General features: G+C 68.8%; 28 protein-coding genes. 8 read left to right on the top strand and 20 right to left on the bottom strand.

Going from position 1 to position 25,760, the window contains the following annotated elements:
- Positions 1–927: an AEC family transporter gene (locus CXQ92_RS08955; protein WP_104167354.1), complete on the top strand. Its 927-nt coding sequence runs from the start codon at positions 1–3 to the stop codon at positions 925–927.
- Here the strand turns inward: CXQ92_RS08955 and CXQ92_RS08950 are convergent.
- Positions 917–1,936, bottom strand: coding sequence for a GlxA family transcriptional regulator (locus CXQ92_RS08950; protein ID WP_104167352.1), 1,020 nt, complete (start codon positions 1,934–1,936; stop codon positions 917–919). The genes CXQ92_RS08955 and CXQ92_RS08950 overlap by 11 nt on opposite strands.
- Before the next feature lie 81 nt (positions 1,937–2,017).
- Between CXQ92_RS08950 and CXQ92_RS18130 the strand changes: the two genes are divergently transcribed.
- A complete protein-coding gene (locus CXQ92_RS18130) occupies positions 2,018–2,185 on the top strand; it encodes a hypothetical protein (RefSeq protein WP_181033608.1) in 168 nt (55 codons plus the stop codon).
- A gap of 15 nt (positions 2,186–2,200) precedes the next feature.
- Here CXQ92_RS18130 and CXQ92_RS08945 read toward each other — a convergent pair whose 3' ends face one another.
- Entirely contained in the window at positions 2,201–3,412 is a 1,212-nt protein-coding gene (locus tag CXQ92_RS08945; RefSeq protein WP_104167350.1) for a low temperature requirement protein A, read from the bottom strand.
- A 135-nt stretch (positions 3,413–3,547) separates the two neighbouring features.
- Here CXQ92_RS08945 and CXQ92_RS08940 point away from each other — a divergent pair, with 135 nt between their 5' ends.
- Positions 3,548–4,441, top strand: a complete 894-nt coding sequence (locus CXQ92_RS08940) for a YsnF/AvaK domain-containing protein (protein ID WP_181033607.1) — start codon at positions 3,548–3,550, stop codon at positions 4,439–4,441.
- 80 nt (positions 4,442–4,521) lie between these two features.
- On the opposite strand, the gene CXQ92_RS08935 is transcribed toward CXQ92_RS08940, so the two are convergent.
- From CXQ92_RS08935 to CXQ92_RS08910, 6 genes are all read right to left on the bottom strand, one after another.
- On the bottom strand, positions 4,522–4,920 hold the full coding sequence (locus CXQ92_RS08935; protein WP_104167346.1) for a VOC family protein: 399 nt from the start codon (positions 4,918–4,920) through the stop codon (positions 4,522–4,524).
- A 71-nt stretch (positions 4,921–4,991) separates the two neighbouring features.
- On the bottom strand, positions 4,992–7,085 hold the full coding sequence (locus tag CXQ92_RS08930; RefSeq protein ID WP_104167344.1) for an iron ABC transporter permease: 2,094 nt from the start codon (positions 7,083–7,085) through the stop codon (positions 4,992–4,994).
- 5 nt (positions 7,086–7,090) lie between these two features.
- Positions 7,091–8,083 (bottom strand): ABC transporter substrate-binding protein, encoded by a 993-nt coding sequence (locus tag CXQ92_RS08925; RefSeq protein WP_104167342.1) that lies wholly within the window; start codon positions 8,081–8,083, stop codon positions 7,091–7,093.
- 46 nt (positions 8,084–8,129) lie between these two features.
- Complete coding sequence (locus tag CXQ92_RS08920; protein ID WP_104167340.1) at positions 8,130–8,963, bottom strand: ABC transporter ATP-binding protein; 834 nt, start codon at positions 8,961–8,963, stop codon at positions 8,130–8,132.
- 130 nt (positions 8,964–9,093) lie between these two features.
- A complete protein-coding gene (locus CXQ92_RS08915) occupies positions 9,094–9,330 on the bottom strand; it encodes a DUF1059 domain-containing protein (RefSeq protein ID WP_104167338.1) in 237 nt (78 codons plus the stop codon).
- A gap of 94 nt (positions 9,331–9,424) precedes the next feature.
- Entirely contained in the window at positions 9,425–10,264 is an 840-nt protein-coding gene (locus tag CXQ92_RS08910; protein ID WP_104167336.1) for a sigma factor, read from the bottom strand.
- Positions 10,265–10,342: 78 nt separating this feature from the next.
- On the opposite strand from CXQ92_RS08910, the gene CXQ92_RS08905 reads away from it, so the two are divergent.
- From CXQ92_RS08905 to CXQ92_RS08900, 3 genes are all read left to right on the top strand, one after another.
- Entirely contained in the window at positions 10,343–10,690 is a 348-nt protein-coding gene (locus tag CXQ92_RS08905) for a cytoplasmic protein (RefSeq protein ID WP_104167334.1), read from the top strand.
- A gap of 144 nt (positions 10,691–10,834) precedes the next feature.
- Positions 10,835–10,990: a hypothetical protein gene (locus CXQ92_RS18125; protein ID WP_181033606.1), complete on the top strand. Its 156-nt coding sequence runs from the start codon at positions 10,835–10,837 to the stop codon at positions 10,988–10,990.
- Between the two features lie 136 nt (positions 10,991–11,126).
- On the top strand, positions 11,127–11,621 hold the full coding sequence (locus CXQ92_RS08900; RefSeq protein WP_104167332.1) for an SRPBCC family protein: 495 nt from the start codon (positions 11,127–11,129) through the stop codon (positions 11,619–11,621).
- A gap of 84 nt (positions 11,622–11,705) precedes the next feature.
- On the opposite strand, the gene CXQ92_RS08895 is transcribed toward CXQ92_RS08900, so the two are convergent.
- The 3 genes from CXQ92_RS08895 to CXQ92_RS08885 form a co-directional block, all read right to left on the bottom strand.
- Complete coding sequence (locus CXQ92_RS08895; RefSeq protein WP_104167330.1) at positions 11,706–12,722, bottom strand: CNNM domain-containing protein; 1,017 nt, start codon at positions 12,720–12,722, stop codon at positions 11,706–11,708.
- Positions 12,719–14,179, bottom strand: a complete 1,461-nt coding sequence (locus CXQ92_RS08890; RefSeq protein WP_104167328.1) for a hemolysin family protein — start codon at positions 14,177–14,179, stop codon at positions 12,719–12,721. Before CXQ92_RS08890 ends, CXQ92_RS08895 begins: the two co-directional genes overlap by 4 nt.
- A gap of 428 nt (positions 14,180–14,607) precedes the next feature.
- Positions 14,608–14,784: a CsbD family protein gene (locus CXQ92_RS08885; protein WP_104167326.1), complete on the bottom strand. Its 177-nt coding sequence runs from the start codon at positions 14,782–14,784 to the stop codon at positions 14,608–14,610.
- A gap of 258 nt (positions 14,785–15,042) precedes the next feature.
- Here CXQ92_RS08885 and CXQ92_RS08880 point away from each other — a divergent pair, with 258 nt between their 5' ends.
- Entirely contained in the window at positions 15,043–16,443 is a 1,401-nt protein-coding gene (locus tag CXQ92_RS08880) for an AI-2E family transporter (protein WP_104167324.1), read from the top strand.
- Positions 16,444–16,788: 345 nt separating this feature from the next.
- Here CXQ92_RS08880 and CXQ92_RS08875 read toward each other — a convergent pair whose 3' ends face one another.
- The 4 genes from CXQ92_RS08875 to CXQ92_RS08860 all read right to left on the bottom strand — a co-directional run bounded on the left by CXQ92_RS08875 (position 16,789) and on the right by CXQ92_RS08860 (position 19,250).
- Positions 16,789–17,124, bottom strand: coding sequence for a GYD domain-containing protein (locus CXQ92_RS08875; RefSeq protein WP_104167322.1), 336 nt, complete (start codon positions 17,122–17,124; stop codon positions 16,789–16,791).
- Between the two features lie 96 nt (positions 17,125–17,220).
- The gene (locus CXQ92_RS08870; RefSeq protein WP_104167320.1) at positions 17,221–17,988 is read right to left on the bottom strand and encodes an SCO1664 family protein; all 768 of its coding nucleotides are present in this window, start codon (positions 17,986–17,988) and stop codon (positions 17,221–17,223) included.
- Entirely contained in the window at positions 17,988–18,533 is a 546-nt protein-coding gene (locus CXQ92_RS08865) for a DUF3090 domain-containing protein (RefSeq protein WP_104167319.1), read from the bottom strand. Before CXQ92_RS08865 ends, CXQ92_RS08870 begins: the two co-directional genes overlap by 1 nt.
- A 9-nt stretch (positions 18,534–18,542) precedes the next feature.
- Positions 18,543–19,250 carry a histidine phosphatase family protein gene (locus CXQ92_RS08860; RefSeq protein WP_104167317.1) on the bottom strand — a complete coding sequence of 236 codons (708 nt, stop codon included), beginning with the start codon at positions 19,248–19,250 and terminating at the stop codon, positions 18,543–18,545.
- A gap of 225 nt (positions 19,251–19,475) precedes the next feature.
- On the opposite strand from CXQ92_RS08860, the gene CXQ92_RS08855 reads away from it, so the two are divergent.
- Positions 19,476–20,558: a TerC family protein gene (locus tag CXQ92_RS08855; protein WP_104167315.1), complete on the top strand. Its 1,083-nt coding sequence runs from the start codon at positions 19,476–19,478 to the stop codon at positions 20,556–20,558.
- Positions 20,559–20,635: 77 nt separating this feature from the next.
- Here the strand turns inward: CXQ92_RS08855 and CXQ92_RS08850 are convergent, their stop codons facing one another.
- The 5 genes from CXQ92_RS08850 to CXQ92_RS08830 form a co-directional block, all read right to left on the bottom strand.
- Positions 20,636–21,097 carry a ribose-5-phosphate isomerase gene (locus CXQ92_RS08850; protein ID WP_104167313.1) on the bottom strand — a complete coding sequence of 154 codons (462 nt, stop codon included), beginning with the start codon at positions 21,095–21,097 and terminating at the stop codon, positions 20,636–20,638.
- 52 nt (positions 21,098–21,149) lie between these two features.
- Positions 21,150–21,899, bottom strand: coding sequence for a triose-phosphate isomerase (locus tag CXQ92_RS08845; protein WP_104167311.1), 750 nt, complete (start codon positions 21,897–21,899; stop codon positions 21,150–21,152).
- Positions 21,896–23,638, bottom strand: coding sequence for a dihydroxyacetone kinase family protein (locus CXQ92_RS08840; protein WP_104167309.1), 1,743 nt, complete (start codon positions 23,636–23,638; stop codon positions 21,896–21,898). Before CXQ92_RS08840 ends, CXQ92_RS08845 begins: the two co-directional genes overlap by 4 nt.
- A 94-nt stretch (positions 23,639–23,732) precedes the next feature.
- On the bottom strand, positions 23,733–24,698 hold the full coding sequence (locus CXQ92_RS08835) for a 3-hydroxyacyl-CoA dehydrogenase family protein (protein WP_104168174.1): 966 nt from the start codon (positions 24,696–24,698) through the stop codon (positions 23,733–23,735).
- Between the two features lie 160 nt (positions 24,699–24,858).
- Positions 24,859–25,572, bottom strand: a complete 714-nt coding sequence (locus CXQ92_RS08830; RefSeq protein ID WP_258069832.1) for a GntR family transcriptional regulator — start codon at positions 25,570–25,572, stop codon at positions 24,859–24,861.
- Positions 25,573–25,760: the final 188 nt, after the last annotated feature.

Genomic DNA, 25,760 nt, shown 5'->3' with positions numbered 1-25,760 from the left:
GTGATCGCCCAGACCCTCACTGCGCTCGGCCCCGTGATCGGCCTGATCGCCCTCGGTTACGGCCTGCGGGCCCGCGCCTTCCTCGCACCCGCATTCTGGCCACCCGCCGAACGGCTCTGCTACTTCGTCCTGCTGCCCGCGCTGTTCATCAACGGCACCGCGACGGCGGATCTCGCCGGGCTGCCGATCGCCCTGATGGCGCCGATCCTCGCCGGGTCGGTGCTCCTCACGGCGCTCGGACTGGTCCTCGCGCAGCGCCGCCTCGACCTCGACGGCCCCGCCTTCACCTCCGTGCTCCAGGGCAGCATCCGGTTCAACAACTACCTGGGGCTCTCCATCGCCCTCGCCCTGTTCGGGGCCGACGGCGTGGCGCTCGCCGCCATCGCCAACACCGTCCTCGTACCGCTCGTGAACATCCTCTGCACGCTTGCCTTCGCACGCTACGGAGCCGAGCGGCTGACCGTCGGCGGCACTGGCCGCAGCATCGCCACGAACCCGCTGATCCTCGGCTGCCTCATCGGGATCCTGCTGAACGTCACCGGCGTCGGCCTGCCGCCCGGCCTCGACGATTTCGTGCGGGCCCTCGGCACGGCGTCGCTGCCGCTCGGCCTGCTCTGCGTCGGCGCGGCGCTCGAGCTCCGCAGCATGGGCAGGAACCTCGGCGCGGTTGCGCTCTCCACCTTCGTCAAGTTCGCGGTGCTCCCGGGACTCGGTGTCGCCGGCTGCCTGCTGCTCGGGCTGACGGGAGAGCCGGCCGCCACGGTGATCCTCTTCCTGTCCTTGCCCACGGCGTCCTCCGCCTACGTGATGGCCCGGGCACTCGGTGGGGACTCGCGCCTCATGGCCTCGACGATCACCCTGCAGACCCTCGCCGGCGTGGCCTATCTACCGGTGGTGTTCCTCGTCATCCGGGGCGTCACCGGCTGAGGACCCGCCCGCCGAACTCCTCCTCGAGTTCGTGCAGGTCGAGGTCGCAGCCCTTGTCGGATCCCCGGAAGGTGCGGCGGTACGCGGCGGGGCTGACGCCCAGGGCCTTCTGGAAGTGGTGGCGCAGCAGTACCGCCTGGCCGAAGCCTGCCGCGCGGGCGACGGCGTCGACGGTCAGGCGCGTCTCCTCCAGCAGCGACTGGGCGCGCAGCAGGCGCTGCCCGGTGAGCCACGCTGCCGGCGTCGTGCCCGTCTCCGCGCGGAAGCGCCGGGCGAAGGTCCGCTCGCTCATGTGCAGGCGTTGGGCGAGGGTCGCCACGGAGACGTCCTGGTCCAGGTGGTCCCCGAGCCACACCAGCAGTTCCTCCATGGAGGCGCCGCATTCGGCGGGGATGGGCCGCTCGATGAACTGGGCCTGGCCGCCGTCGCGGTGCGGGGGCACCACCATGCCGCGGGCGATCGCCGTCGCCGCCTTCGGGCCGAACTCCTTCCGGATGAGATGCAGGCTCGCGTCGATCCCCGAGGCCGTGCCGGCGCTCGTGAGGAGGTTGCCGTCCTCGACGTAGAGCACGTTCTCGTCCACGTGGGTGCCCGGGTAGGCCTGCGCCAGGCTCCTCGTGTACTTCCAGTGCGTCGTCGCCGACCGGCCCTCCAGGAGCCCGGCCTCGGCGAGGGCGAACGCCCCCGAGCAGACCGAGAAGATGCGAGCACCCCGGCGGTCCGCTGACCGGAGGGTGTCCAGGACGGCGCCGGGCACTGCTGTGCCGTCCGGGAAGGGAGCCATGATGACGAGGTCGGCGTCGTCGGCGCGGGTGAGGTCGTCGTCGACCTGCAGGGACACGCCCGACGCCGTCCGGATCAACCCGGGTACGGGCGTGCAGACACGGAGGTCGAAGGCGGGAAGGCCTACGCCGAGGGCCGAACGGTCCACGCCGAACACCTCGCAGACCACGCCGAACTCGAAGACGGCGAGGCCCGGCAGAACGATGACGGCGACCCTGGTGAGCATGCTTCAAGTTTGGCAGCTTTTGAGCGTTATGGGTCGTTTCTGCCACTCTTTTTCTTCCGCCGACGGGATCACCATCGATGCATGAACATCTTGCTGATTCTCCTGGTCATCGTCCTCACCGCACTCCTGGTGCGCCACCTCCTGCGGACCGTCGGCGCGGATGTGCCGTCGGATCATCCGGCGTCACACGCCGACTGGAGCGTCGGCTCCCTGCCGAGCTCCGCCTACGGTCTGCGGCACGACGCCTAGAAGCGCCGCCCCGGCTCAGTGCTCGCCGTCCGCGTGCTGCTCCCTGATCCTCCCCCTCGCGCCGGCGTCCAGCACGCTCTCCGCACCCACCAGCGCGGCGGCCATCACGGACGCCAGGGCGAGGGCCGCGAGCGGCGCGAGCGGGGCGGCGACGGGGATGAGCAGGAGCAGGCCTGCGGTGCCGACGAGCCGCAGCTTCTTCCAGGAGCCGGCCATGCGGCGCCAGAAGGCGGAGCTGCCGAGGAGGAACAGGGCGGCCCCGCCGAAGAGCGCGAAGGAGCCGAGCAGGCCGAAGTCCTCCGTGGCGTAGACGTGCGCCAGAACGTCCTCCACCCCGAACGCGGAGAGGATGATCCCCGCCACGAGGGGCAGGTGCAGGTAGCTGTAGGCATCGACGGCGGCCGAGATGCGTTCAGAGCCGCGTAGCGCCGCGAACCGGTGCTCGGCGGCGATCGCGGTGACGTCGAAGTGCAGCCACCACAGGCACACGGAGAGGGCGATCCCGAATACCGCGCCGAGGAGGATCGGGATGCTCACGGGCTCGCGTGACGCGCCGACGCCGATGGCCACGATCGACTCGCCGAGCGCGAGGATGACCACCAGGCCATGACGCTCGGTCCAGTGTGCCGCCGACGGCAGCCGCCAGTTCCCGCCCGTGGAGGTGAGGTAGGTCAGGGTGATGTCCAGCGCCAGCCCGGCCGCCCACAACCAGGTCTGCGCCGTCCCGCCGATCAGTGCGCCCACGAGGATGAGGGCAGAGCCCGGGAGCATCGCCACGGACAGGGTGAGGACCTGGCGCTGGAGCGGTTTGTCGTCCATCGCCGCATACAGGTAGAGCAGCAGGTGCATCACGCGCACCACGAAGTAGGCGAGCGCGAGGACGAGGGGGCCGCTGAGGCCGCCCTCGAGGTCGTGGAACGCCTCGGGGATGGCGAGTGCTGCGATGAACATGGCGACCATGACGACGGCCAGGCCGAGGCGCATGATGCCCTCGTCCACGTGCGTCTGGTTGCCGAGCCAGGAGAAGGCCACCCAGGACCACCAGAGCAGGCTCAGGATGATCATGCCCTGCAGCACTCCGAGGAACGAGTGCTCGTGGGCCATGAAGCCGGTGACCTGCGTGAAGGCGAACACGAAGACCAGGTCGAAGAAGAGCTCGAAGGTGGTGACGCGGTGCGACTCGTCCGAGACGCGCGCCGCCCGAAGGGGTCTCCGCCTCAGGTGCATGCGGCACAGTCTAGGACTGCGTGCGCCGGTCACCGAGGGGTCCGGGGATTATGAAGTACACCTCGAGTGCTAAGCATGCTTGCTATCACCTCGGGTGGGACCTACGGTGAAGGGAAGCAACCGCTCGAAAGGATCATGATGATCACGCTTGAACAGATGAAGGATGCCATGAATGCCGGCGCGAACGTGCTGAGCGAGGATGGAGCCGTCCTGGGCCGCATGGGCCAGCTCTACGTCGACGACGCGACCGGGGACCCCAGCTGGGTCACCGTCGCCACCCACACGGCGGGCAACCCGGAATCCTTCGCGCCCCTCCGCGACGCCACCCTCGACGGCCAGGACGTGCGCCTGCCGTACCCGCACAGCACGGTCTACGACTCCCCCAAGATGTCGCAGGACGGTCACCTCAGCCCCGAGGAGGAGCAGCACCTGCTCCGCTACTACGGTCTCATGGCGGCGGCAACGGACGACGACGGCATGGCAACCGCGCCGTCCGGTGACCGCTCCTCGCGTGCCGACGCCTTCGCCGACCGCTCCGATCGGTCCGGCCACTCCGACGGCTTCGACGGCTCCGATCGTTCCGCCGGCTTCGTGGGCGGCGCGGCCGATGACGACGAGGTGTCCATGACGCGCTCCGAGGAGCAGCTCCGCGTCGGCACCGAACTCCGGGAGACGGAGCGCGTGCGCCTCGTCAAGCGCGTGGTCACGGAGGACGTCACCATGACCGTGCAGATCCGGCGGGAGGAGCTCGTCGTCGAGCGCGTGCCGGTCCAGAATGGTGCGCCGCTGTACGACGACGGTGCAGGCACGTTCAGCAAGGCCGAGCGTGAGCGCCTGTACTCGGCGGTGGAGACTGCCTTCAACGGCGACGTGGTCGAGATGGTCCTCTACGAGGAGAAGCCGCGCATCGAGGTGGACGTGGTGCCCATCGAGCGCGTCCGGATCAGCCGCGAGGCCCACACGCATGACGAGGTCGTCAGCGGCCAGGTGCGGAAGGAAGTCATCGAGACGGAGCGCATCGAGCTGTAGGCCCGCCGCCCTCCCGCAACGCCGGGAACGACCGCCGAAACCAGCTTTCGGCGGTCGTTCCTGTCCTCTCGGCGTTCGTCCTAGTGCTCCCGTGAGGACAGCACGCAGAACTCGTTGCCGTCCGGGTCCGCCAGGACCTCCCACGTGACGTCGGGCCCCTGGCCGATGTCGACGCGACGTGCCCCGAGGGTGATCAGACGCTCGATCTCGGCGTCGCGGTCCTCGCCGGCATGGGGCGCGAAGTCGAGGTGCAGGCGGTTCTTCCCCTGCTTCTCGTGCTCCACGGGGACGAACACGAGGCCGGGAGGGACCTGCTCGAAGGACAGCGTGGGCTCCAGTTCGCGGGCCCACGGCGGTACCACCGCGGCCTCGTCGTCGTCCTCGAAGATCACCTCCCAGCCCAGTGCGGCGGACCACCAGTGCGCCAGGGCGCGATGATCGGTGGATTCGATGACGGTGGAGTACCAGCGAAGAGTCATGTGCTGATTGTGCCGCGAGGGCGGCGCCGGGTCGCCCGGAGCCGGACAGATCCGGTCCGCATTGCCGTCGGTCAGCGGCTGAGCCGGCTCCTGAACAGCAGGTAGGCGAAGTAGGGGGTGCCGAGCAGTGCCGTGAGCAGGCCCGCCGGGAGCTGGGCCGGGGCGATCGCCGCCCGTCCGATGAGGTCGCCGAGGCAGACGAGGACGGCCCCCAGCAGCATGGCGGCGGGCAGGATGAGCCGATGTGACGCGCCCACGAGGGCCCGTGCGGCGTGGGGCGCCACGAGACCCACGAAGCCGACGACACCGATGCCCGCGACGGAGGATGCCGTGAGCAGGACCGCGGCCGTGAGCAGGACGAGCCGTGCGCGTGGAACCCGGATGCCGAGCAGGCGGGGCGTGTCCTCGTCCAGGGCCAGGAGGTCCTGCGTCCGGTGGAGGGACGCGACGACCGGCACGGTCACGAGCAGGGCGACGGTCATGGGTACGAGGTGCTGCAGCGACCTGCCGTAGGTCGAGCCCGACAGCCAGGTCAGGGCCTTCGATTCGTTCCACGGATCGGTGAGGACGATCAGCAGCGTGATCACGGCGGTCGCCGCCGCAGAGACGCCGATCCCGATCAGGACCAGCCGGTCCGTCTGCATCCCGCCGCGGAAGAACAGCCCGAACACCACGAGCGAGACCACGGCGGCGCCGGCGCCGGCCGCCGCGCTGACGGTCCAGAAACCGGCGAGCGGCACGATCGTGATGACGATGACCGCCCCCACGCCCGCGCCCCCGGAGACCCCGATGATCGCGGGTTCGGCGAGGGGATTCCGGGTCACGGCCTGGATGGCGGTCCCGGCCAGCCCGAGCGATGCGCCGGCGAGCAGGGCCGCTCCGACGCGCGGAGCCCTGGCGTCCAGCACGCTCGAGACCACGGGTCCGGCCTGGCCTGACACCCAGTTGGCCAGATCCCCGAGGAGGAGCTTCGCGTCGCCGAGCAGCAGGCCGGCGACGGTCGCTGCGGCGAGCAGTACGGTCAGGGCCACGAGCACGGCGGTGCTCCGGGTGGCGCCGACCCTGCGCAGCGAGACGGGCGCGGCGTCCCGGGTGGGGCCGTCCGAGCGCATCCGGTGCGCGAGCGCCACGAGGAAGACGGCCCCGAACACCGTGGTGACGACGCCCGTCGGTACCTCGACCGCGCTCTCGGCGCCGATCGCACCCCGCAGCAGGACGTCCGCGCCGAGCACGAGGAACACGCCCATCAGCGCGGCGGCGGGAATCAGCGCGAGATGGCGGTGCAGGCCGGCGATGCGGGGCGCGGCGAGGCGCACGACGGCGGGCGCCGCGAGCCCGACGAAGCCGATGGGCCCGGCGACGGTGACGGCCGCGGCGGACAGGAGCACGGCGAGCACGATGGCGAGGACCTGGGTCCCGCGGACGTTGATCCCGAGGACACGCGCCTGATCGTCACCGAGGGTGAGCAGGTCCAGGGACCGCGACTTCACGAGCAGGATGAGCAGTGTCGCGCCGACCAGCGGCGCCAGCAGCGTGACCTTCTCCAGTCCGCTCTGCCCGAGGGAGCCGGCCCCCCACGCGAACAGCCCCCGGGTCTCCTGCGAGAACAGCAGCAGGAGGGCGCTGGTGAGGGCGCCGAACGCCAGCGCGATGGCCGAGCCGGCGAGGACCAGGCGCACGCTCGAGGACTGCCCGGCTCCGGAGAGCGAGAGGACGAGGACTGCCGCGGCGAGGCCGCCGAGGAACGCCACTCCCACCGCGCCGAGCAGTGGCACCTGCAGGCCGAGGGCCGCGACGGCGACGACGGCGAGATGGGCGCCCGCGTTCACCGCCAGGGTGTCGGGGGATGCGAGGGCGTTCCGCGACACCGACTGCATGACGGCGCCGGCCGCCCCCAGGGCGGTGCCGACGAGGATCCCTGCAGCCAGCCGGGGGATGCGGCTCGCGGCGACGACGGCACCGGTGGTGCCGTCGTCGTTCCCGGCCAGCAGGCCGAGGATATCCGCGGCGTCGACGCTGGAGGTGCCCTGGGTGAGGTGGACGAGGGCGAGGACCGCGGTGGCTGCCGCGAGGACGCCGCCGGCAAGGGCCAGTCGCGCTGCCGGACGGGGGGCGGGGGCCCCGGCCCGTGCGGGAGCGGACCGGGTGAGGGTTGCCGGCGGCACGGCCGCTACTGTCCGGCCTGCGCGGCCTCGACGGCCGCGTCCACGATCTGTCCGATGGAACTGGGTCCGCCGAACGTCCACAGGGCGTCGGGGAAGCGCGTCACATCGCCGGACTCGACGAACGGCAGTCCCTTCCACACGGCGTTGTCCTCGAGTTGGGCCTGGTACGGATCGCCGAAGGCGTCGTTGGCGATGTACCAGAAGCGGGTGTCCTCGGGCAGCGCGGTGAGGCCCTCGACGTCGGTCTGGCCGAGGCCGTAGGCGGGATCGCCCTCGACCTCCCAGGCGTCGGTGAGGCCCAGCTGGGCGAGGACGTTCCCGACGAGCGAGCCTTCGGTGAACGGGCGGATCGACACACTGCCGGCGTCGACATAGGCGTCGGAGAACGCGACCGGGGCGCCCGCGGCGCCCGCCGCCTCGATGGCGGCCTTGCCCTCGGTGATCTGCGCCTCGAGACCGGACCTGAGGTCCGCGGCCTGGTCCTCGGTGCCCGTGAGGGTGGCGATCAGGTCGAGGTTCTCGTACATCTGGCCGAGGTTGTCCGTCGCGTCGCCGCCGGGGACGACGACAACGGGCACGGTCTTCTCGATCTGCTCGATCGCACCCTCGACGAGCTGGTCGGTGACGATGACGACGTCGGGCGTGAGGGACACGAGGGTGTCGATGCTCGGCTCGCCCCGCACGCCGACGTCGGTGACGGAGTCGTCGAGCGGCTCGGCGCTCACCCACTGGGCGTAGCCCTCCACGTCGGCGGCGCCCACCGGCATCACGCCGAGGGCCACGAGGTTCTCGACGGCGTTCCACTCGGTGGCCACCACGCGGTCGGCGGGTCCGTCCAGCGTGACCTCCTTGCCGCGTGCATCGGTGACGGTGATGCTCTCGCCGGCCGTGGTCTCCTCGGGCGAGGGGCTCCCGGCGGCCTCCTCCGTGGTGCCGCACGCGGTGAGGGAGAGCAGGGTCGCCGCGGCGAGGGCAGCGAGGATCTTCGGTTGTGTCATCGGGTTCGTTTCTGTTCGTGCGCGGACGGCGCGGGGATGGAGCGGATCAGGGGGCCGGGACGGCTTCGCGGGGTGCATTGTGGCGCCCGACGGCGCGGGTGTGGACGGTGCCGTCCGTGACGGTGACGTCGACGCGGACGCCGTAGGCGCGGGACAGGTTCTCGGAGGTCAGGACCTCCAGGGGTGCGCCCTGGGCCATGACGGCGCCGTCCTCCAGCAGGACCACGTGGTCGGCGATGGCGGCGGCCTGGTCGAGGTCATGCAGGACGACGCCGACGGTCACGCCGTGGTGGGTGGCGAGATCGCGGACGACGTCGAGGATCTCCACCTGGTAGCGGAGGTCGAGGTACGTGGTGGGTTCGTCGAGGAGCAGCACGCCGGTGTCCTGCGCCAGACAGCTGGCGAGCCAGACGCGCTGCACCTGTCCGCCGGAGAGTGCGGCGACCGGGCGATCGGCGAGGTCGGTGGTGCGCGTCAGCTCCAGGGCACGTCCGACGGCAGCGGGGCCCTCCCCGTCCTGGCCCGTCCAGCGGCTGCGGTGCGGGTGGCGGCCGAAGGTGACGACCTCGCGGACGGTGAGGCCGCCGGGGACCGGCCGGCTCTGCGCCAGGAGGGTGATCGCACGGGCGAAGTCCCTGGGGGAGAGGCCGAGGACGTCCACGCCGCCGTCGAGCGTGACCGATCCGGCGTCGGGTGCGTGGAGGCGCGCGATGCTGCGCAGGAGCGTGGACTTGCCGCTGCCGTTGGGGCCGATGAGCGCAGTGATCGTGCCCGGCGCGAGGCCGAAGGAGGCGGACTCGATGACCTGCCGGCTGCCGTAGGAGACGCCGAGGCCCGCGACGGCGAGGGACGGGGGAACGGCGGACTCGTTGAGGGGCACGAGCTTAGGTTAGGTTGTCCTAACGTCAAAGTGCAAGAAATAACGTCACATCAGCATGCGCTAATGCGTGGCCGGCTCACTCCGGCGGCAGGTGACCGACGCGGCGGTGGCGTTGCAGCGGCGCTTCTGATCAGGTCTCCGGCAGCGCGGCGAAGGCCTTCTTGGTGTCGTTGTACCAGCCCAGACCCTTGATCGGGTTCTTCCACCGGCCCTTCATCGCGTCGTGGGCCGCCTGGTGCTGCGTGTCACCGGCCGCGGTGGCGTCCTTCAGGTGCTGGTCCTGGGCCTTGATGACGTCGTCCGCGGAGTCGCCGTGGAGCGCCAGGTCGCAGGGGCCGCCGAGCTGCCTGCAGGTCATGGTTTTCATGGGAGTTCCCTTTCGCTGGGTGCGGTGTACGAGATCGGCGTCCGCCGCCCTCGTACTGATGACGAATCAGGCATCGGAAGTGTGACCGGTGAGCTCATGTGCGTTCCGCAGCCGCGCGCCGGACGAGGGCGCTCAGGACGTCCGGCCGTGCGCGGAACGTGATCGCGCTGACGACGCCGTCGGTGATCGTGAAGTCGAACGCCACCCGAGCCTCGCCGCGGTGGAACCATGCGGCGCCAGGCCGCCCGTCGACGAAGACCGGGAAGGCGGTGGTCGCGGCGCCGTCGAACATCGCCGCCACCGTCGCGCGACCCTCCAGCCGTCCCGGGGTGCCGGCCTCGATCGCCTCGGTATCGGCGCTGACGACGACATCGGGTGCGAGCAGGTGTACCAGGCGCGCGAAGCTGCCGCCCCGGGACGCAGCGAGGAAGGCGTCGACGACCTCCCAGTCGGCGGGTGTCCCGTCCGGGGCGAGGGCCGAGACCCGGGACCGGGCCCTCGACGCCAGCTTGCGGGCGGCCTCCGGTGAGACCGCGAGGACGGTTGCGATGGTGCGGAAGTCCACGCCGAAGGTGTCATGCAGGATGAACGCCACCCGTTCGGACGGTGACAGGCGTTGCAGCACCACCTGGAGGGCGACGCCCACGCCGGCGGCCTCGATCAGCTGTTCGGCCGGGTCGGTGACGGCGCCGGCGTCGGTTTCCGGCACGGTGTCCGTCGGTTCCGGCACCCTGGACCGCAGGCGATCGAGGCAGAGGCGCGTCGTCACCACCGTCAGCCAGCCCGGCAGGTTCTCGATCACGGTGTCGGTGGCGTGGAGGCGCAGCCAGGCCTGCTGCACCATGTCCTCGCCCTCGGCCCGGTCATCGAGGACGCCGGCCGCGATGCGCATAAGGCGTGGGCGTTCGGCTTCGAACTGTTCCGTCAGGTCCATCCGCACACCCTAAACCGTCCCGGGAAGGGCGGCAGGAGGACTCTGGCCGACAGTTGCCCGCGGGCGTACAGTCCGCCCATGGCACTTGATCCGGTTCAGACCAATCCTCGGCATCATCGGGTGGTGTTCGAGAACCACCGCGTTCGCGTCCTCGAGTACACGGACGAGCCCGGCGATATCAGCACAGAGCACCACCACCCCGACAGCGTCATGATCACCGCCGGTTCGTTCCGTCGGCGGTTGCATGCCCATGGGAGGAGCATCGACGTGGAACTCCAGGACGGGGAGGTCCGTTGGCTGCCCGCCCAGGACCACTACGGCGAGAACTCGGGGACGACGCCGTCGCACGCTTTCTTCGTGGAACTGAAGGAGGCGGATCCGAATCCCGACACGGATGGCCTGCATCTGGGACCGATCAAGCTCTGATCCGCCCGATGTCGATAGATACCAAGCAGGCTGATGATTCGCGTAGGCTGGAAGGACGACGTCGAACACCCCACCGTGGCGGTCCTACCCCGCACCCTCGCAGCGCGTCGCACGGCCAGCAGGATCCCATCGGAAGGACTCCCCATGAGCACCCAGAACCAGCAGCCCCAGCACGACGAGTCGGCCGACGAAGAGCTGTCCGAGTCCCTCGAGGGGCACGACAAGCTGTCGAAGGACGACGACGAGGACTCGCCCCTCGAGGAGATCGAGGACAGCCCCGTCCGCACCAAGAACAGCTGACTCCGCCAACCGTTCGCCAGGGGGAGTTGCTACTGATCGTCCGTGGACGCCGGGGATTGACTCGGCAGGGCATCGGGGTGATCCTGTACACCCACACCGCTTCGGTGGGAGAAGTGTCCTGTTGGGAGGCATTCTGATGCAGACTCTGGACCGGGATGAATTGAGTATCCACATCGAGGCTCCGCTCGAGGACGTCTACGAGATCGTGGCCGACGTGACCAGGACGCCTGAATACAGCCCCGAGGTTGCATCCTGCGTGTGGCTCGGTGGTGCTGCCGGGCCCGCGCTGGGTGCCCGCTTCAAAGCACAGAACAGGATCGGGAAGTCCCGATGGAGCAACAAGCCGATCATCACGGCGGTGCTGCAGGGTCGGGAGTTCGCCTTCGCCCGCACCGAACCCCTCTGTGGCACCGTGCACTGGCGTTACAGGTTCGAACCCGAGCACGGGGGAACCCGCGTCACCGAATCGTACGAAGTAGTGCGGCCCATCACCCGAGCCGGATGGATCATCGTAAGCGGCTTCGGGCGTGATAGGAACCGCCGCAAGACCCTGCACGACGGCATCGAGGAGAGTCTTCACCGGCTCCGCACCATCGCAGAACAGGCACAGACCGGAGCACCCACCCTCTGACGGCCGCTCTCGTGTGATCCTGCAGCCTGATCGACTGCGATGCCGTGGCTTCGTGGATCGTCACTGCTCTCATCGGCGTCCTCCTCAGGCGTGGTGAGCTGATGGGGGCAGCACATGTGCCAGGACGTCGGACAGGGTGATCACGCCGACGAGGCGCTCGTCCTCCATGACCACGGCCAGCTGTTCTCTCGCGCCCCGCAGCTGGGTGAGCGCCTCGTACACCGGGGTGCCGGCGTCGAGCTGGAAAGCGGGTCGGCTGAGGTCGCTGACGGGCCGATCAGCAGGTTCGAGGAGGGTATCGCGTACGTGGACCACCCCCGGGCCCGCTGTCGTCGTCTCGTCGACCAGGATCCGCAGATGCTCGGTGCGCGCGGCCGCGGCCTGGACGTCGGCGATCGTCGCAGTGGATGGCACGGAAGTCGGTAGGCCGGGGGAGACCAGTTCCCGGACGGTCAGCTTCTCGAGGTGCAGGACCCCGGAGAGCTGGGCCTGGAAAGAGGCATCGAGCGCGCCGACGGACGCGGAGTGTTCCACGAGGTGGCGGATGGTGTCGGCATCCTGACCGCCGACGGCGGCTCGTTCCACGGGGGTGACACCGCTGGCGGCGACCAAACGGTTCGCCACGGCGTTGACCCACTTCAGCAGGGGGCGCAGAGGCCATATGTAGATCCTCGACGGGATGCCGACGAGTTTCGCCGACCGTTCGGGATGAGCGATGGCCCAGGACTTCGGGGCCATCTCACCGACGACGAGGTGCAGGAAGGTCACGAACAGCAGCGACAAGCCGAATGCTGCTCCACCTGCAATACCTTCGGGCACGCCCCAGGAGGTGAGGACAGGGCCGAGCCACGCATCGACCGCGGGCTTGGTGATTGCACCGAGGGCGAACGTGCACGCTGTGATGCCCAGCTGCGCTCCTGCGAGCATGAGGGTCAGCTCGTTGATGCCACGCAGCGCCGCGCGGGCGGAGCGGTTGGTCGCAGCCTCCGGTTCGAGACGGTGGCTGCGGGCACCGAGCAGCGCGAACTCGATCACCACGAAGAACGCGCTGAGGACGATCAACAGGGTCGTGACAACGGTGACGATCAGCGGATCCGTCATCGGTCCTCCTCCTGCTGCGGTGCGACCTGCTTGTGGTCGGCTGCTTCGGCTCCGCCGTCAGTACCTACGGCGGCGTCTCCGGGGCGCCCGGTGTCGACTTCGTCGCGGGTGAGCTGCCGCAACCGAACGTCGAGCACGCTGGGCACATGGCGTTCGATCCCGAGCACCTGGACCTCGAGGATCCGGCGGACGGGCTCGTCCAGGACGTAATCCCGCGCGTCGTCGGGAAGTTCCACCGAGACGCTCTCGCCTATCGCGGGCAGTTCGCCTCGCGTGGCGATGAGGAGCCCGGCGCGAGTTTCGTAGTCACCGTCGGGAAGGCTGTGCCCCACGGCCCGTTCCACCTCGTCGGCGTGGATGCTGCCGCTCATGCGCCAGGACGCTCCGTCCCCTGTTTCGATGAAGGGTGGCGTGTCGTCGTCGTGCTCGTCGATGAGTTCGCCGAGGAGTTCTTCTGCGAGGTCTTCGACGGTGATGACACCGGTGAAGCCGCCGTATTCATCGATGACGCAGGCGAGCTGGTTCCGGGACTGCATCAGACGGTCCAGCGCGTCGGGCAGGGACATCAGGGCGGGGAGGACCACGGCCGGGCGCATGATGGTGGTGACCGCAGCGTTCCCGTCGACGTCCGGACCCAGGAGATCTGACAGGTGGGCCACGCCAAGGGGTTCCTCGGTATCGGAGACCACCGGATACCGGGTGTGCGCTTCGGCCATCCGGGTGCGCACCTCATCGATGGAAGAAGCCGGCGTAACGGTGCCGACCTGCGACCGGGGAATCATCGCGTGCTCGATGTCGCGGTCCGGGAAGTCGAGGATGCGGTCGATGAGCATCGACAGGTCCTCGGGCAAGTCGCCGCTCTCCCGTGAGTCAGCGACGATCCGGTCGAGATCCTTCGCAGTCGCCGTGGTATCGACGTCGTGGACGGGCTCGACCTTCAGCAGGCGCAGCAGCGCGTTCGCGGCGTGGTCGAAGACGGTGATCAGCCACCCGAAGACCGTGAGGTAGATGGTGGTGGAGCGTGCGAGCCCACGGGCCAGTGGTTCGGGGTTCGCGATCGCGAGGTTCTTCGGATACAGCTCGCCGAAGATCATCTGCACCACGGTGGCGAGGACCAGTGCCAGGATGGTGCCGATCGAGATGCTCAGGGCAGCAGGAATGCCGGCGCCTCCGAGCAGTACTCCCAAGGATTCCCCGACCAGCGGCTCGGCGACGTAACCGATCATCAGGCCGGTGACGGTGATGCCCAGTTGTGCTCCGGAGAGCATGAACGAGGTACGGCGTGTCACTTTCAAGGCGCGTTTCGCGGCGACGTCACCGGCTTGGGCGCGTGCGGCAAGTCGCGTGCGGTCCACGGACATGTAGGCGAACTCCTGTGCCACGAAGTATCCGTTGGCGGCGATGATCGCCAGGATCACGACGATGCCGAGGAGAAGTGTGAGGACGGCTGCAATCACCGGCGTGGTCCTCGGCGCGAAGCCTGTGTCGCTCCACCAGGCACGCCTTCGGCGTCAGATCCCAAACAGGAAGTACACCCATGATCGGGGTCGTCGATGGACCCGTGCCGCGCGCTCAGTAGAACCAGCATCCCTCAATAGGCAACAAATGACTGACCACAACGATACTGAAGCAAGATGAGAGCGGCTCTCATCTTCATAGGCAATGGACCTCTTGCGGCAACGTCCGCCGCGTGTCTGCCCCCTCCTGCCCACACTGCGGTTTCCTGATAAAGATGTGGCCCGCATCCGGCTGTCATGGCAGTGGTATGCCGGGGGCAGAGGCGAAAAGCACAGAGAAAGGGAGTGCACCCTGTTGAGGTGCACTCCCCTTCGCCTCTTCTATCTCGCTGCCCGGAGTCCCGGCGCGGTGCAGGACGGCAGGAGCGTCAGTTCTTCTTGAAGGCGTCCTTGACCTTCTCGCCGGCCTGCTTCAGATCACCCTTGGCCTGATCGCCCTTGCCTTCGGCTTTGAGGCTGTCGTCGCCCGTGGCGTCACCGGCAGCTTCCTTGCCCTTACCGCCGAGCTTGTCCGCGGTGTTGCCGATCTTGTCGTCCAGTCCCATGATGTTCTCCCTACGGTTGACGTCATTGGTGGTACCACCGGCTTCTTGCACCGGCCGTTCCAGTCTATGCACAGTCGCCCCGGGTCGTGGGGACGCTGCACACGCCCCCCCTGCCGCCGACCCGACCGCATTTACCTGCCATTGCAGGATTTCGGCTCTCTTGTTGCCGTCAGAATCCGACAGCGTGGTCACGACGCGCGGCGGGCAGAATCGTGTTCGACACCGGCACCCGGCAGAGCTACCGAAAGGCCACACCCCATGAGCTCCTCCACCTCACCACGAGCGCTTCCACGCCAGACCGATCACCAGGACCCCTGGGCCGGGCCGCTCGGCCGTGCGGCGCACAGAGCAACTCAGGTCCTGCTCCTGCTGGCACTGTTCACCGTGGTCGTCTATGCCCTGATCCAGGTACGCCTGGTGATCATCCCGCTCCTGCTGGCCCTGATCCTCGCCTCGGCGATCGGACCCTTCGTGTCCTGGCTGCGACGCCGAGGATGGTCGAGTTCCCTCGCGACCGCAGCGTCCTTCGCCATCCTTCTCGCGCTCATCGGCGGCCTGCTCGCGGGAGTCGTGTTCGCGATCATGGGCCAGACCGACACCCTCACCAGCAGCGCCGTTCAGGGCGTCGATCAACTGATCGATTTCGTGGAGAACGGGCCCATACCCGTCGATGACGGGCAACTCCAGGCGGCCCGCGACGCTGCCGCGGACTTCGCCACCAGTAGCGCCGCCGGCACCACGGCCCTGGCGGGACTGAGCGCTGCGACGAACTTCCTCACAGGATTGGTGCTGATGATCGTCATCCTCTTCTTCTTCCTCAAGGACGGCGAGAAGATCTGGGCCTTCACCCTGAGGGCCTTCAAAGGCACCCGCCTGGTCAGAGCCCGGAACGTCGGAGACCAGAGCGTCGCCGTGCTCGGTGGATACGTCCGCGGGACCGCGATCGTCGCGGCCGTCGACGCGTTCTTCATCGGACTGGCCCTGGTCATCCTGGGGGTGCCCCTCGCCCTGCCGCTGGCCGCGATCGTCTTCATCGGAGCGTTCATCCCACTGGTCGGCGCGACCCTGGCGGGCGCCGTGGCGACCCTCGTCGCACTGGTCACCAACGGGCCCGTCACTGCACTGATCGTGCTCGGCGTCGTCGTCCTCGTCAACCAGCTCGAAGGCAACTTCCTGCAACCGGTCGTCATGGGCCATACCCTCAGCGTCCACCCACTCGTGATCCTGGTCGCCCTCACCGCGGGGACCGTCCTGGCAGGGATCATCGGCGCGATCCTCTCCGTCCCCCTCACCGCCGTCGCCTGGGCCGGCATCAAAGCATGGAACGCCGACCGCGACGAAGACATCACCGACAAGGCCATCACCCAGGCCGAGACACACACCCTCATGGACGAACAGGGCCACGGACCCCGCAACACCCCTACCAGCAATCCGGCCGAAGAAAATCCCCGCCAGGATTCCCGACGGCGTTCAGGGCAGGCCTCCGGCAAGGACGAGCAGCAGGACGACGGGAAGGGCCAGGCGGAGCATGCCCGGGTCAGCGCGCACACCTCCGACCTCGGGGACAGGATCCCCGTCGATTCTCGCCAGGAGACATTGGATGCCGCAGACGCAGACACCGACCGTGACTCCGATCCAGGCGCCGAGCCGGGCCGGTGACCTCGCACACGGCCCGTCGGACGCCTTGGCGGCAGTCCGGGAACAGCCCCACAGAAGCCTCGAAGAAGTGGAACGACCGGGTGTGCGGCGGCGTCGTGGTGAAGGGCTTCCAGTGTTACGAGCTGGTGGAAGGGCTCTGATCCAGTGCGTCCCGCAGCAGGGGCAGGAGTTCGTCCCCGCCGGCGCCGCGCAGCACCGGAACACCGTTGATCAGGTTCGCGTCCGGTTCGGCCCCGGCTGACGCGCCGTCACGCCGAGATGGGCCGATCAGTGGAAAGGATCAGCAGCGACCCGGGAGGCGACGCAGGGGTGTTGCAGAAGGAGCCTCGTCGTCGTGGAAGGTCGTCAAGCATGGTGGGTGCCGGGAGGCTGGTACCCGATCTGCTCCGCATTGCGCAGGGCTTCCATCGTTTCGTCGACGGTCAGGAGCACTGTCGTTTCGAGCGAGTTCATGGCGCCGCCTCCGCTGATCGCCAACGCAACCGCGGCCATCGAGACGTTGTCGGGTGCCTCCCACAAGGTGTAGCCGTCGTGTGCGCCGAACGCGTACCAGAACCCATGAAGTCTCCCTCCGACGGATTCGATGTACGCTCGGGCGGCTTTCCCGCGGTCCTCGGGAGTGTGGATCAGCCTTGCCCAGGTCTCTGATGTATAGCTGAACTTCGACAGATAGAGCGGCATCGTCTTTTCCCTTCGTTCACTGTCAGAAGTGCGGGTCCACCAAGAATGGCAGCTTGCACAGGGGGCAGCAACGAGTGCGCTGTAGCGGATGCCCCTTCAGAACAGCGGCCAGGGCACCGCCGACATCTCACCGCTCGGAGCCGGAAACCGCCCCGCCGAGCGCAACGCAGCGCAGCGTGCAGCGAGCGCAGCCATCTCCTCGGCGGTGAGCAGATCCGTCAGCTCCCGCCCCAGCTCACCGTCCAGTCCGTCGCTGACACGATCGATACCGTCGAGTTCCTCGGCGGTCAGCTCGTCGCCCAGCCACCCCCACAGCACCGTGCGCAGCTTGTGGTCACTGTGGAACGTGAGCCCGTGGTCCACACCGAACCGGTGTCCGTCCACCATCTCGAGGATGTGGTCGCCCTTGCGGTCGGCATTGTTGACGACCGCGTCGAACACCGCCATACGGCGCAGCGCAGGCGTGTCCTCATGAATCAGGGCGACCATCCGCCCCTTCTCGTCTTGACCCTCGAGGACCTGCTTCCACCCGGTCTCCGGCACGCGGGCCGCCGCAACGAGGTCGACGGCGCTCCGGTCGGGGTCCGTCTCCTGCCAGAGCTGCACCATGCCCTCGCCGAACGGGCCGTCGCGCAGCCAGGTGCGGGGCACGATGTTCCAGCCGAGGAGCTCCGAGACCAGGTACGCGGCCACCTCCCTGTAGGCCAGGAAGCCGTCGGGGAAATCCCACAGCGGCTTCTCGCCCCGGATCGGTTTGTACACGACCGCCGTGTCGCCGATGCTGCCCAGGAACGTGGCGTTCGACGCCGTCGTGATGCGCCCGGTGAGCGTCAGCTCGGCGGTCACGAGGTCGGGCGCCGGCATCAGACCTCGGGTACGGCGCAGATGTGTCCGTCGGCGTCGATGGGCTGGCCGCAGATCACGCAGATCGGACGCCCTGCGCCCACGACCTCCCGCGTGCGCTTGGTGAAGGCGCGGGCGGTCCCGACCGGCATGCGCACCAGCAGCATCTCGGCCGCCTCGACCTCGTCGTCGAGCAACGCGGCGTCGTCGTCGGTATCGGGCAGCGGGTAGGCCTCGATGACCACCTGCGCCGTCGCGGGATCCCACCCCAGGCTCATCGCGCCGGTGCGGAACTGCTCCTCGACGGTCTCGAGCTGGTCGTTGTCGACGAGTTCGATGGGCGTACTCGTGGGAACGCTGAAGGGGTTGCCGTCGAGGGTGCTGAGCTCGTCGAGGATCTCGTCGATCTTCTCGGCGAGCAGGGCCGACTGCTGCTTCTCCAGCGCGATACTCACGAGCTGGGACCCCGAGCGCACCTGCAGGTAGAACGTACGCGCCCCCGGGAGGCCGATGGTGCCGACGACAACCCGGTCAGGCCAGGCGAACTCGTGAACAGTTGTAGGCATAGAAGTATTTTAGGCCGACGAGGTGCGTGTCGCCGTCGGCCCTGCACCGCCGCCCACCGCCGCATCGTCGGACAGGGCGCTCTTCGCCAACCACGACAGATCCCCGGCGTCGGTGTTGGTCGCGTAGACGCTCGGCCGGCTGGTGCCGTACTGCACGATCGACACCGAGGCGGGGCCGACGTTGATGCGCTGGAACAGGTCGAGGTGCATGCCGAGCGCGTCCGCGAGGATGGACTTGATGATGTCTCCGTGGCTCACCGCCACCCATACGGCGCCGGGCCCGAATTCGGCTTCGAAGGCCGCATCATGGCGTCGGATCGCCGCCACCGACCGCGCCTGCATCGCGGCCATGGATTCGCCGCCGGGAAAGGTGACGGCGGACGGCTGCGACTGCACCACCGGCCACAGGGGTTCCGTCGCGAGGTCACTGAGCAGGCGGCCCTGCCACTGGCCGTAATCGCACTCGGTGAGATCGGGATCGATCGGCGCATGCGGGGTGCCGGTCTGGCGATCGAGGATGAACCGGGCGGTCTGCCGACACCGCTCGAGGGGGCTCGAGACCACGCCGACGACGGGCACGGCGGCGAGCCGGTCACCGGCCAGGGCCGCCTGGTCCCGCCCGATCTCGTCCAGGCCGACGCCGACGGTCCGACCGGCCAGCAGCCCGGTGGCATTCGCTGTGGTGCGGCCGTGCCGCACGAGGATCACTGTCGCCATCCACCCAGCCTAGCCACCCGGTCGACGGCGTCGCCCGCTCGCGCCACAGGAATCGGGACGGGCAGGTGTGCGTTAGGCTTTTCCTATCAAGGGGAGTACTCCCGTCTGTGATCGGCCCGTCAATACGGATGCACTGAAGCATCCCGGGCCCATCGGTTCCGGTTCCGGCCGGGCGGAGGAGACCTTGGCGCCTATGTCCGACGCCTACCCTTTGGAGTACCCCTGATGCAGGTCACCCCCACCATCTGGTTGATCACGATCGCCGTGACGATCCTCTTCTTCGTCTACGAATTCTTCGCGCACGTGCGCACACCCCACGAGCCGACCATCGGCGAATCGGCGCGCTGGTCGGCGTTCTACATCGGCCTGGCCCTGCTGTTCGGTGTCGGGATCGGCGTGGTGTCGGGCTGGACGTTCGGCGGCGAGTACTTCGCCGGCTATCTCACGGAGAAGGCCCTGTCGATCGACAACCTCTTCGTCTTCCTCATCGTGATGACGGGCTTCGCGGTCCCGAAGAAGTACCAGCAGAAGGTGCTGATGATCGGCATCATCATCGCCCTGATCCTCCGCGGCGGGTTCATCGCCATCGGCGCCGGACTGATCGAGAACTTCTCCTGGATCTTCTACATCTTCGGCGCCCTGCTGCTCTTCCTGGCCTACAAGCAGGCGTTCGGCAGCCACGACACCAACCCGGCGGACGGTAAGTTCATGCAGCTCGTCCGCCGCGTCCTGCCCGTCACCGACGAGTACCACGGGGACAAACTGACCGTGAAGAAGGACGGCACGCGCTTCGTCACCCCGATGCTGCTCACCATCATCGCGATCGGCTTCGTGGACCTCATCTTCGCCGTCGACTCCATCCCCGCGATCTACGGCCTGACCAACGAGGCGTACATCGTCTTCACCGCCAACGCCTTCGCCCTGATGGGCCTGCGCCAGCTGTTCTTCCTCATCGGGGGACTGCTCGAGCGCCTGGTCTACCTCGCCCAGGGACTCGCCGTCATCCTCGCCTTCATCGGCGTGAAGCTCGTGTTCCACGCCCTGCACGTCAACGAGCTGTCCTTCATCAACGGCGGGCAGCCGCTCCTCTGGGTCCCCGAGATCCCCATCTGGTTCTCGCTGCTGTTCATCGGTGCCACCATCACCGTCGCGACGGTCGCGAGCCTGCTCAAGACCCGGGGCGACGACGCCAGGAACGACCGCGACCGGGTGCGGGACGAGCCGGTGGTCACCGCCGCTTCGGACGACAACGACACGGATCCCCAGTCCGACGACGACGCCAGCACCGCCGCGGGCGCGAGGAAGTAACCACCGCACGGACGACGGCCACCGGCTCCGTGAAGGCGGGAACCGGTGGCCGTCGGTGTGTCAGGCAGGAGCGACGATCAGCGCTGTTCGTAGCCGCTGATGGCATCCACCTTCGCGGCGGACGCGCTCGAGGGATCGAACACGTAGCCGAGCCACTCCTTGGCCAGGCGCCGTGCCAGCTCCACGCCGATCACCCGCTGGCCCATGCAGAGCACCTGGGCGTTGTTGCTCAGGACCGAGCGTTCCACCGAATAGGAGTCATGGGCGGTGACGGCCCGGATGCCGGAGACCTTGTTGGCCGAAATCGCCACACCCAGACCGGTACCGCAGATCAGCAGGGCGCGGTCCGCCTCGCCGCTTTCCACCTTGCGGGCTGCATCCACCGCGACATGTGGGTAGTCGACATTCTCGGAGCGGGAGATTCCGACATCCACCACGCTCTCGACGCGGTCATCGGCCTCGAGGTCCTTGCGCAGGACCTCCTTGTAGTCCAGTCCGGCCTCGTCGCTTCCGATGACGATGCGTAGTTTCTGACTCATAGTTGGTTCCTCTTCCTGTAGATCATGGAACTGGTGGTCGCGGACGTGGCCGTCACCGTCCCGCAGCGATGTCGATCAGGCGTAGGTAACCCTTCAGGTCCCATGCCGTGCGGCCGACGAACAGCCCGTCCACGTGCTGGATGCCCAGGAGGGCCGCAGCATTGTCGAGCCCGACCGAACCGCCGTAGAGCAGGCCGGCGATGCGGCCTCCGTACTCCTGCCCGAGTGCGGCGAACGGTTTCTCGAGTTCGTCGACCGTGGCGGGACGTCCATGTTCGCCGATCGCCCAGATCGGCTCATAAGCAATCATGACGCGTGCCAGCTGCTCTTCGCCGAGCCCGTCGAGCGCCCGGGCAGCTTGCTCGAGGATGAAGTCTGTGGATCCACCGGCGTCCTTCACGCCCGTGGGCTCGCCGATGCAGAGCAGCGGGATCAGATCGTGCCGGAGGGTCGCAGCCACCTTCCGGCGGGCGGTCTCGTCGGTTTCACCGAAGTGCTCACGCCGCTCCGAGTGACCGATCTCGACCATCCGTGCCCCGGCATCGGCGACCTGCGGCACGGAGAGCTCACCGGTCCAGGCCCCGGAGTCCTCCCAGTGCGCGTTCTGCGCACCGAGCAGGACGCGGCCGTCCTCTGCGAGGATCTCCGCCACGGCGGCGATCGCCGTCGCGGGAGGGATCACGAAGGGCTGCACCATGCCTGCTTCCCGCGTCGCCAGACCCGCGAGCAGGCCTCTCGCATAGTCCCGGGACTCGGCGAGGGACTTGTTCATCTTCCAGCTCGTGCCGACCCATACCGTCACGGCCGGTTCTCCACGGTGGCCGATCCGAAGAGCTCCGCGAGGGCGTCCATGAGGATGGAGAAGGAGATGGCGCCGGGATCCGGGGTGCCCACGCTCTTCTCCCCGAGGACGCGTGACCGTCCGCGGCGGGCGGCGATACCCGAGGTGGCGTCGGCTGCCTCCCGGGCGACGGCGGCTGCCTTCCTGGTCGAGGCCGCCAGATCGGCCGACGCCTCGAACTCGGCGGCCAGCGATTCCCGGAACGGGACGATGGCGTCGACCATCGTCTTGTCTCCGGGCTCCGCCCCGCCGAGGCGGCTGATGGCGTCGCTCCCGGTCATCAGGGCCCGGACGACGTGGGCGGGCGTGGCGCCCTCCGCGTCGTCGAACACGCTTCCCGCTGCGATCAGCGCCGCGCCCCACAGGGCCCCCGATGTGCCGCCGGCTTCCTCGGCCCAGGCGTCGCCCGCGTGGAGCAGGACGGTCCGGGCGCCGGCGCCCTTCTCGACGGCGGCCCGTCCGGCCTCTGCCGCGCCCCGCGAGCCGTAGGCCATGCCCTGGCCGTGGTCGCCGTCGCCGGCGACGGCGTCGAGCCGGCCGAAGTACTCCTGGTGCTCGGACGCGGTGGCGCGCAGCACCTCCAGGGCCTTCACGATCGACGCCGCGACCTCACGTGACTCGGGGGAGGCCTCGGGGATTGCTTCCTCGCCGGGGGTGTGGACCCGGGTCCGTCCCGCCCTGGCGGACGAGTCCGGCGCGCCCCTGCGGAAGGCGGGGGTGTCGGCCGGGGCCAGCCAGTACTCCTCGAGTTCGTCGTCGAGGAAGACGACCGTCAGGGACAGCCCGGCCATGTCGAGGCTGGTGACGTGCTCGCCCACTTCCGGGGCCACGACGGTGAGTCCCTTCTCGGCGAACCGCTCGGCCAGGCGCCCGTAGACGGTGAAGAGTTCCTCGTACTTCACGCTTCCGAGGCCATTGAGGACGACGGCGACGCGCCCCTGGTAGCCGCCGGCGGAGCGCTCCGGCTCCTCCTCCAGGACACCGTCGAGAAGGAGGTCGGCGACTTCCGCGGCAGTGCCCAGGGGGACCTCCCGGATGCCGGGTTCTCCGTGGATGCCGAGACCGATCGCCATCTCGCCCTCGGGCACGTGGAACAGTGCGCCGTCGGCCCCGGGGAGGGTGCAGCCCTCGAACGCCACGCCGAAGGACCGCGTTGCGTCGTTGGCCTTCCAGGCGACCCGCTCGGCCTCGTCGATGTCGGCCCCGGACTCGATGGCCGCACCGGCGATCTTGAAGACCACGAGGTCGCCCGCGATGCCGCGGCGGTCCCGGTGCTCCGCGGCCGGCCCGGACGCGATGTCGTCGGACACCCGGATGATCCGCACGTCCACGCCCTCGGCGCGCAGCTTCTCCGCGGCCTGCCCGAAGTGCAGGACGTCGCCGGCGTAGTTGCCGAAGCCGAGGATGACGCCGCCTCCGTTCTCGGCCGACCGCGACACCGAGTACACCTGGGACGCGGACGGCGAGGAGAAGATGTTGCCGCACGGCGCGCCGTGGCCCATGCCCGGTCCGATCCAGCCTGCGAAGGCGGGGTAGTGCCCCGACCCCCCACCGATGACCAGTGCCGGCTGGCCCTGGGGAGTCTCGGTCGAGCGGACCACCCCGCCGTGCGCCAGCATTACGTGCTGAGGATGTGCCGCCGCGTAACCGCGCAGGGCGTCGGCAGCGAAGTGTTCGGGATCGTTCACAAGGTACGTCATTGTTCAACCTCGGTTGTCTCGAAAGGCCGTCGGCGGCGCCACGCATTGCGTCGCGCCGCCGATGGCCCGGGGTGGGCAGGGTTCCGCTGCGCTGCTACTTCGCGGACTCTTCGGCAGGGCTCGGGCCGAGCTCGTTCAGCAGTCCGGCCATGGCCACGTAGGCCTTGTTGCGGTACGCGACCAGGTCGTCCGTCCGTTCGGCCGGGATGTCCAGGAACCCGGCGCCGGACTTCGTCCCGAGCTTTCCCGCGTCCACGAGGTCCTGGAGGATCGCGGGTGTGGCGAAGCGCTCGGGGAAGGAGGTCTGCAGGGAGGCGTAGCAGAAGGAGTAGACGTCGAGGCCGGCCATGTCGGCGATGGCGAAGGGGCCGAAGAACGGCAACCGGAACCCGAACGTGGTCCGGACGAGGGTGTCCACGTCCTCCGCCGATGCGATGCCCTGCTCCACCACCTGGGCAGCCTCATGGAACAGCGCGTACTGGAGGCGGTTGAGGACGAAACCGGTCACGTCCTTCACGACGGCCGCCTTCTTGCCGGTCAGTGCGACGATCTCCCGGGCGACCTCGACCGTCTCCGGCGTCGTCCCCGCGTGGGGGATGACCTCGACGCCCGGGATGAAGGGTGCCGGGTTCGAGAAATGGACGCCGAGGAACCGGCCGGGGTTCTCGACCGCCTCGGCGAGCTTGGCGATCAGGATGGTGGACGTGTTCGAGCCGATCACCGCGTCCGCGGGTGCGGCGTCGCTGATCCGGCGGAGGGTGCCGTGTTTGATGTCGAGGATCTCCGGGACGGCCTCCTCGATGTAGGAGGCATCCGCGACGGCCTCCTCGATGCTCGGGGCGGCCCACAGCTGGTCCCGCAGGCGCTGGACGGCGTCGGCGGGGAAGAGGCCGTCCGTGACGAACCGTTCGGCTTCACCGATCAGGCGTTCGAGGTTCTTCTCGGCGATCTCCTGGGATACGTCGGCGAGCGCCACCTTCGCCCCGCCGAGAGCCAGGACCTGCGCGATGCCTCCGCCCATATAACCCGAACCGACAACTGCCACTGAACGTTGAGCCATGAGCCGCATCTCCTCTGATGTGCACGGTACTGCGCGTTGACGCGCCACCACACCGGCCGTGTCCCGGCGAGGAATCAGGGCCGATGGGGGCGCGGATCGTGTTCCTATAGGATCCACGCGGTCCCGGATGGTGTCAACCGTCACGCCCGGGGGTGCAGCCCTACGCGGACCTGTCCGGCGTGGTCTCGTCCGAGGCCTCGTACTCGTGGATCGCGCGCTCGCTCACGCCGTAGATGTGGCTGGCCATGGCGACGCGCGCGGCCCCCGCATCGCCCCGCCGCATCGCGGTGAGGATCCTCGTGTGCTCGTCGATGGCGCTTTCGGCATCACGCACGCCGACACCGCTGAACAACCGGAACCGGTGCACGTGTCCGCCGAGGGAGTCGTAGGCGCTCAGCAGGAATTTGTTGGCGGTCTGCTCCACGATCAGTCGGTGGAAGCGCTCATCCGCCTCCCAGTAGGACCGGTAGTCGGAGAAGTGCGGGCCGTTCGGAGCCACCCGCAGATCATCGATCGATTGCCGGAGGGCTTCCAGGAAGGCTGTATCCGCGCGGTGGCACGCCACTTCGGCGTTGTGCGGCTCCAGCAGCAGGCGCGCGTCCATCAGGTCGGACAGTTCCACGTGGCTGAGCATGGGGGCCACCCGGTATCCCCGCAGGGCGGCGCGGGTCACCAGCCCCGTCGACTCGAGGCGGGCCAGCGCCTCCCGCACCGGGGTCGGCGACACCCCGAGCTCGCGCGCCGTGCCGTCGATGCTGAGCGGGTCCCCGGAGGAGAGCTTGCCGTCCATCAGGCGGGAGAGGACCTGCTTGTACACCTGGTCGGCGAGGACGCTGCGCTCCACCCAGGATCCACCCGCACGGCCCTCACTCACGGCTCTGTCCTGCTTCCTGCTGTCATGTCCTGAATTCTCCCACGAGCCCCGCGGCGGGGAGCCGCTCACCTCGACGGCAGCTGACACTGCGGTGAGCGGATTCGGGACGAACCATCAGGTGCGCCTGATCTGAAAATATCCTATAGGGTGGTGCCCAATCAGAGTCGGGGTGTGCTCCAGCACACATG

The organism is Arthrobacter sp. SX1312 (assembly GCF_002929295.1).
GTDB lineage: Bacteria > Actinomycetota > Actinomycetes > Actinomycetales > Micrococcaceae > Arthrobacter_D.
Note: the sequence above shows the minus strand (reverse complement) of the source record. Positions and strands in the feature narration are given on the sequence as shown.

Coding starts and splice junctions, on each gene's coding strand:
- CXQ92_RS08910 (WP_104167336.1), bottom strand. CDS start 10,264: ATGGACCTGACGGAACAGTTCGAAGCCGAACGCCCACGCCTTATGCGC.
- CXQ92_RS08915 (WP_104167338.1), bottom strand. CDS start 9,330: ATGAAAACCATGACCTGCAGGCAGCTCGGCGGCCCCTGCGACCTGGCG.
- CXQ92_RS08905 (WP_104167334.1), top strand. CDS start 10,343: ATGGCACTTGATCCGGTTCAGACCAATCCTCGGCATCATCGGGTGGTG.
- CXQ92_RS08940 (WP_181033607.1), top strand. CDS start 3,548: ATGATGATCACGCTTGAACAGATGAAGGATGCCATGAATGCCGGCGCG.
- CXQ92_RS08925 (WP_104167342.1), bottom strand. CDS start 8,083: ATGACACAACCGAAGATCCTCGCTGCCCTCGCCGCGGCGACCCTGCTC.
- CXQ92_RS08850 (WP_104167313.1), bottom strand. CDS start 21,097: ATGAGTCAGAAACTACGCATCGTCATCGGAAGCGACGAGGCCGGACTG.
- CXQ92_RS08860 (WP_104167317.1), bottom strand. CDS start 19,250: ATGGCGACAGTGATCCTCGTGCGGCACGGCCGCACCACAGCGAATGCC.
- CXQ92_RS08950 (WP_104167352.1), bottom strand. CDS start 1,936: ATGCTCACCAGGGTCGCCGTCATCGTTCTGCCGGGCCTCGCCGTCTTC.
- CXQ92_RS08880 (WP_104167324.1), top strand. CDS start 15,043: ATGAGCTCCTCCACCTCACCACGAGCGCTTCCACGCCAGACCGATCAC.
- CXQ92_RS08875 (WP_104167322.1), bottom strand. CDS start 17,124: ATGCCGCTCTATCTGTCGAAGTTCAGCTATACATCAGAGACCTGGGCA.
- CXQ92_RS08895 (WP_104167330.1), bottom strand. CDS start 12,722: ATGACGGATCCGCTGATCGTCACCGTTGTCACGACCCTGTTGATCGTC.
- CXQ92_RS08900 (WP_104167332.1), top strand. CDS start 11,127: ATGCAGACTCTGGACCGGGATGAATTGAGTATCCACATCGAGGCTCCG.
- CXQ92_RS08935 (WP_104167346.1), bottom strand. CDS start 4,920: ATGACTCTTCGCTGGTACTCCACCGTCATCGAATCCACCGATCATCGC.
- CXQ92_RS08870 (WP_104167320.1), bottom strand. CDS start 17,988: ATGCCGGCGCCCGACCTCGTGACCGCCGAGCTGACGCTCACCGGGCGC.
- CXQ92_RS08945 (WP_104167350.1), bottom strand. CDS start 3,412: ATGCACCTGAGGCGGAGACCCCTTCGGGCGGCGCGCGTCTCGGACGAG.
- CXQ92_RS08835 (WP_104168174.1), bottom strand. CDS start 24,698: ATGGCTCAACGTTCAGTGGCAGTTGTCGGTTCGGGTTATATGGGCGGA.
- CXQ92_RS18130 (WP_181033608.1), top strand. CDS start 2,018: ATGAACATCTTGCTGATTCTCCTGGTCATCGTCCTCACCGCACTCCTG.
- CXQ92_RS08865 (WP_104167319.1), bottom strand. CDS start 18,533: ATGCCTACAACTGTTCACGAGTTCGCCTGGCCTGACCGGGTTGTCGTC.
- CXQ92_RS08885 (WP_104167326.1), bottom strand. CDS start 14,784: ATGGGACTGGACGACAAGATCGGCAACACCGCGGACAAGCTCGGCGGT.
- CXQ92_RS08840 (WP_104167309.1), bottom strand. CDS start 23,638: ATGACGTACCTTGTGAACGATCCCGAACACTTCGCTGCCGACGCCCTG.
- CXQ92_RS18125 (WP_181033606.1), top strand. CDS start 10,835: ATGAGCACCCAGAACCAGCAGCCCCAGCACGACGAGTCGGCCGACGAA.
- CXQ92_RS08855 (WP_104167315.1), top strand. CDS start 19,476: ATGCAGGTCACCCCCACCATCTGGTTGATCACGATCGCCGTGACGATC.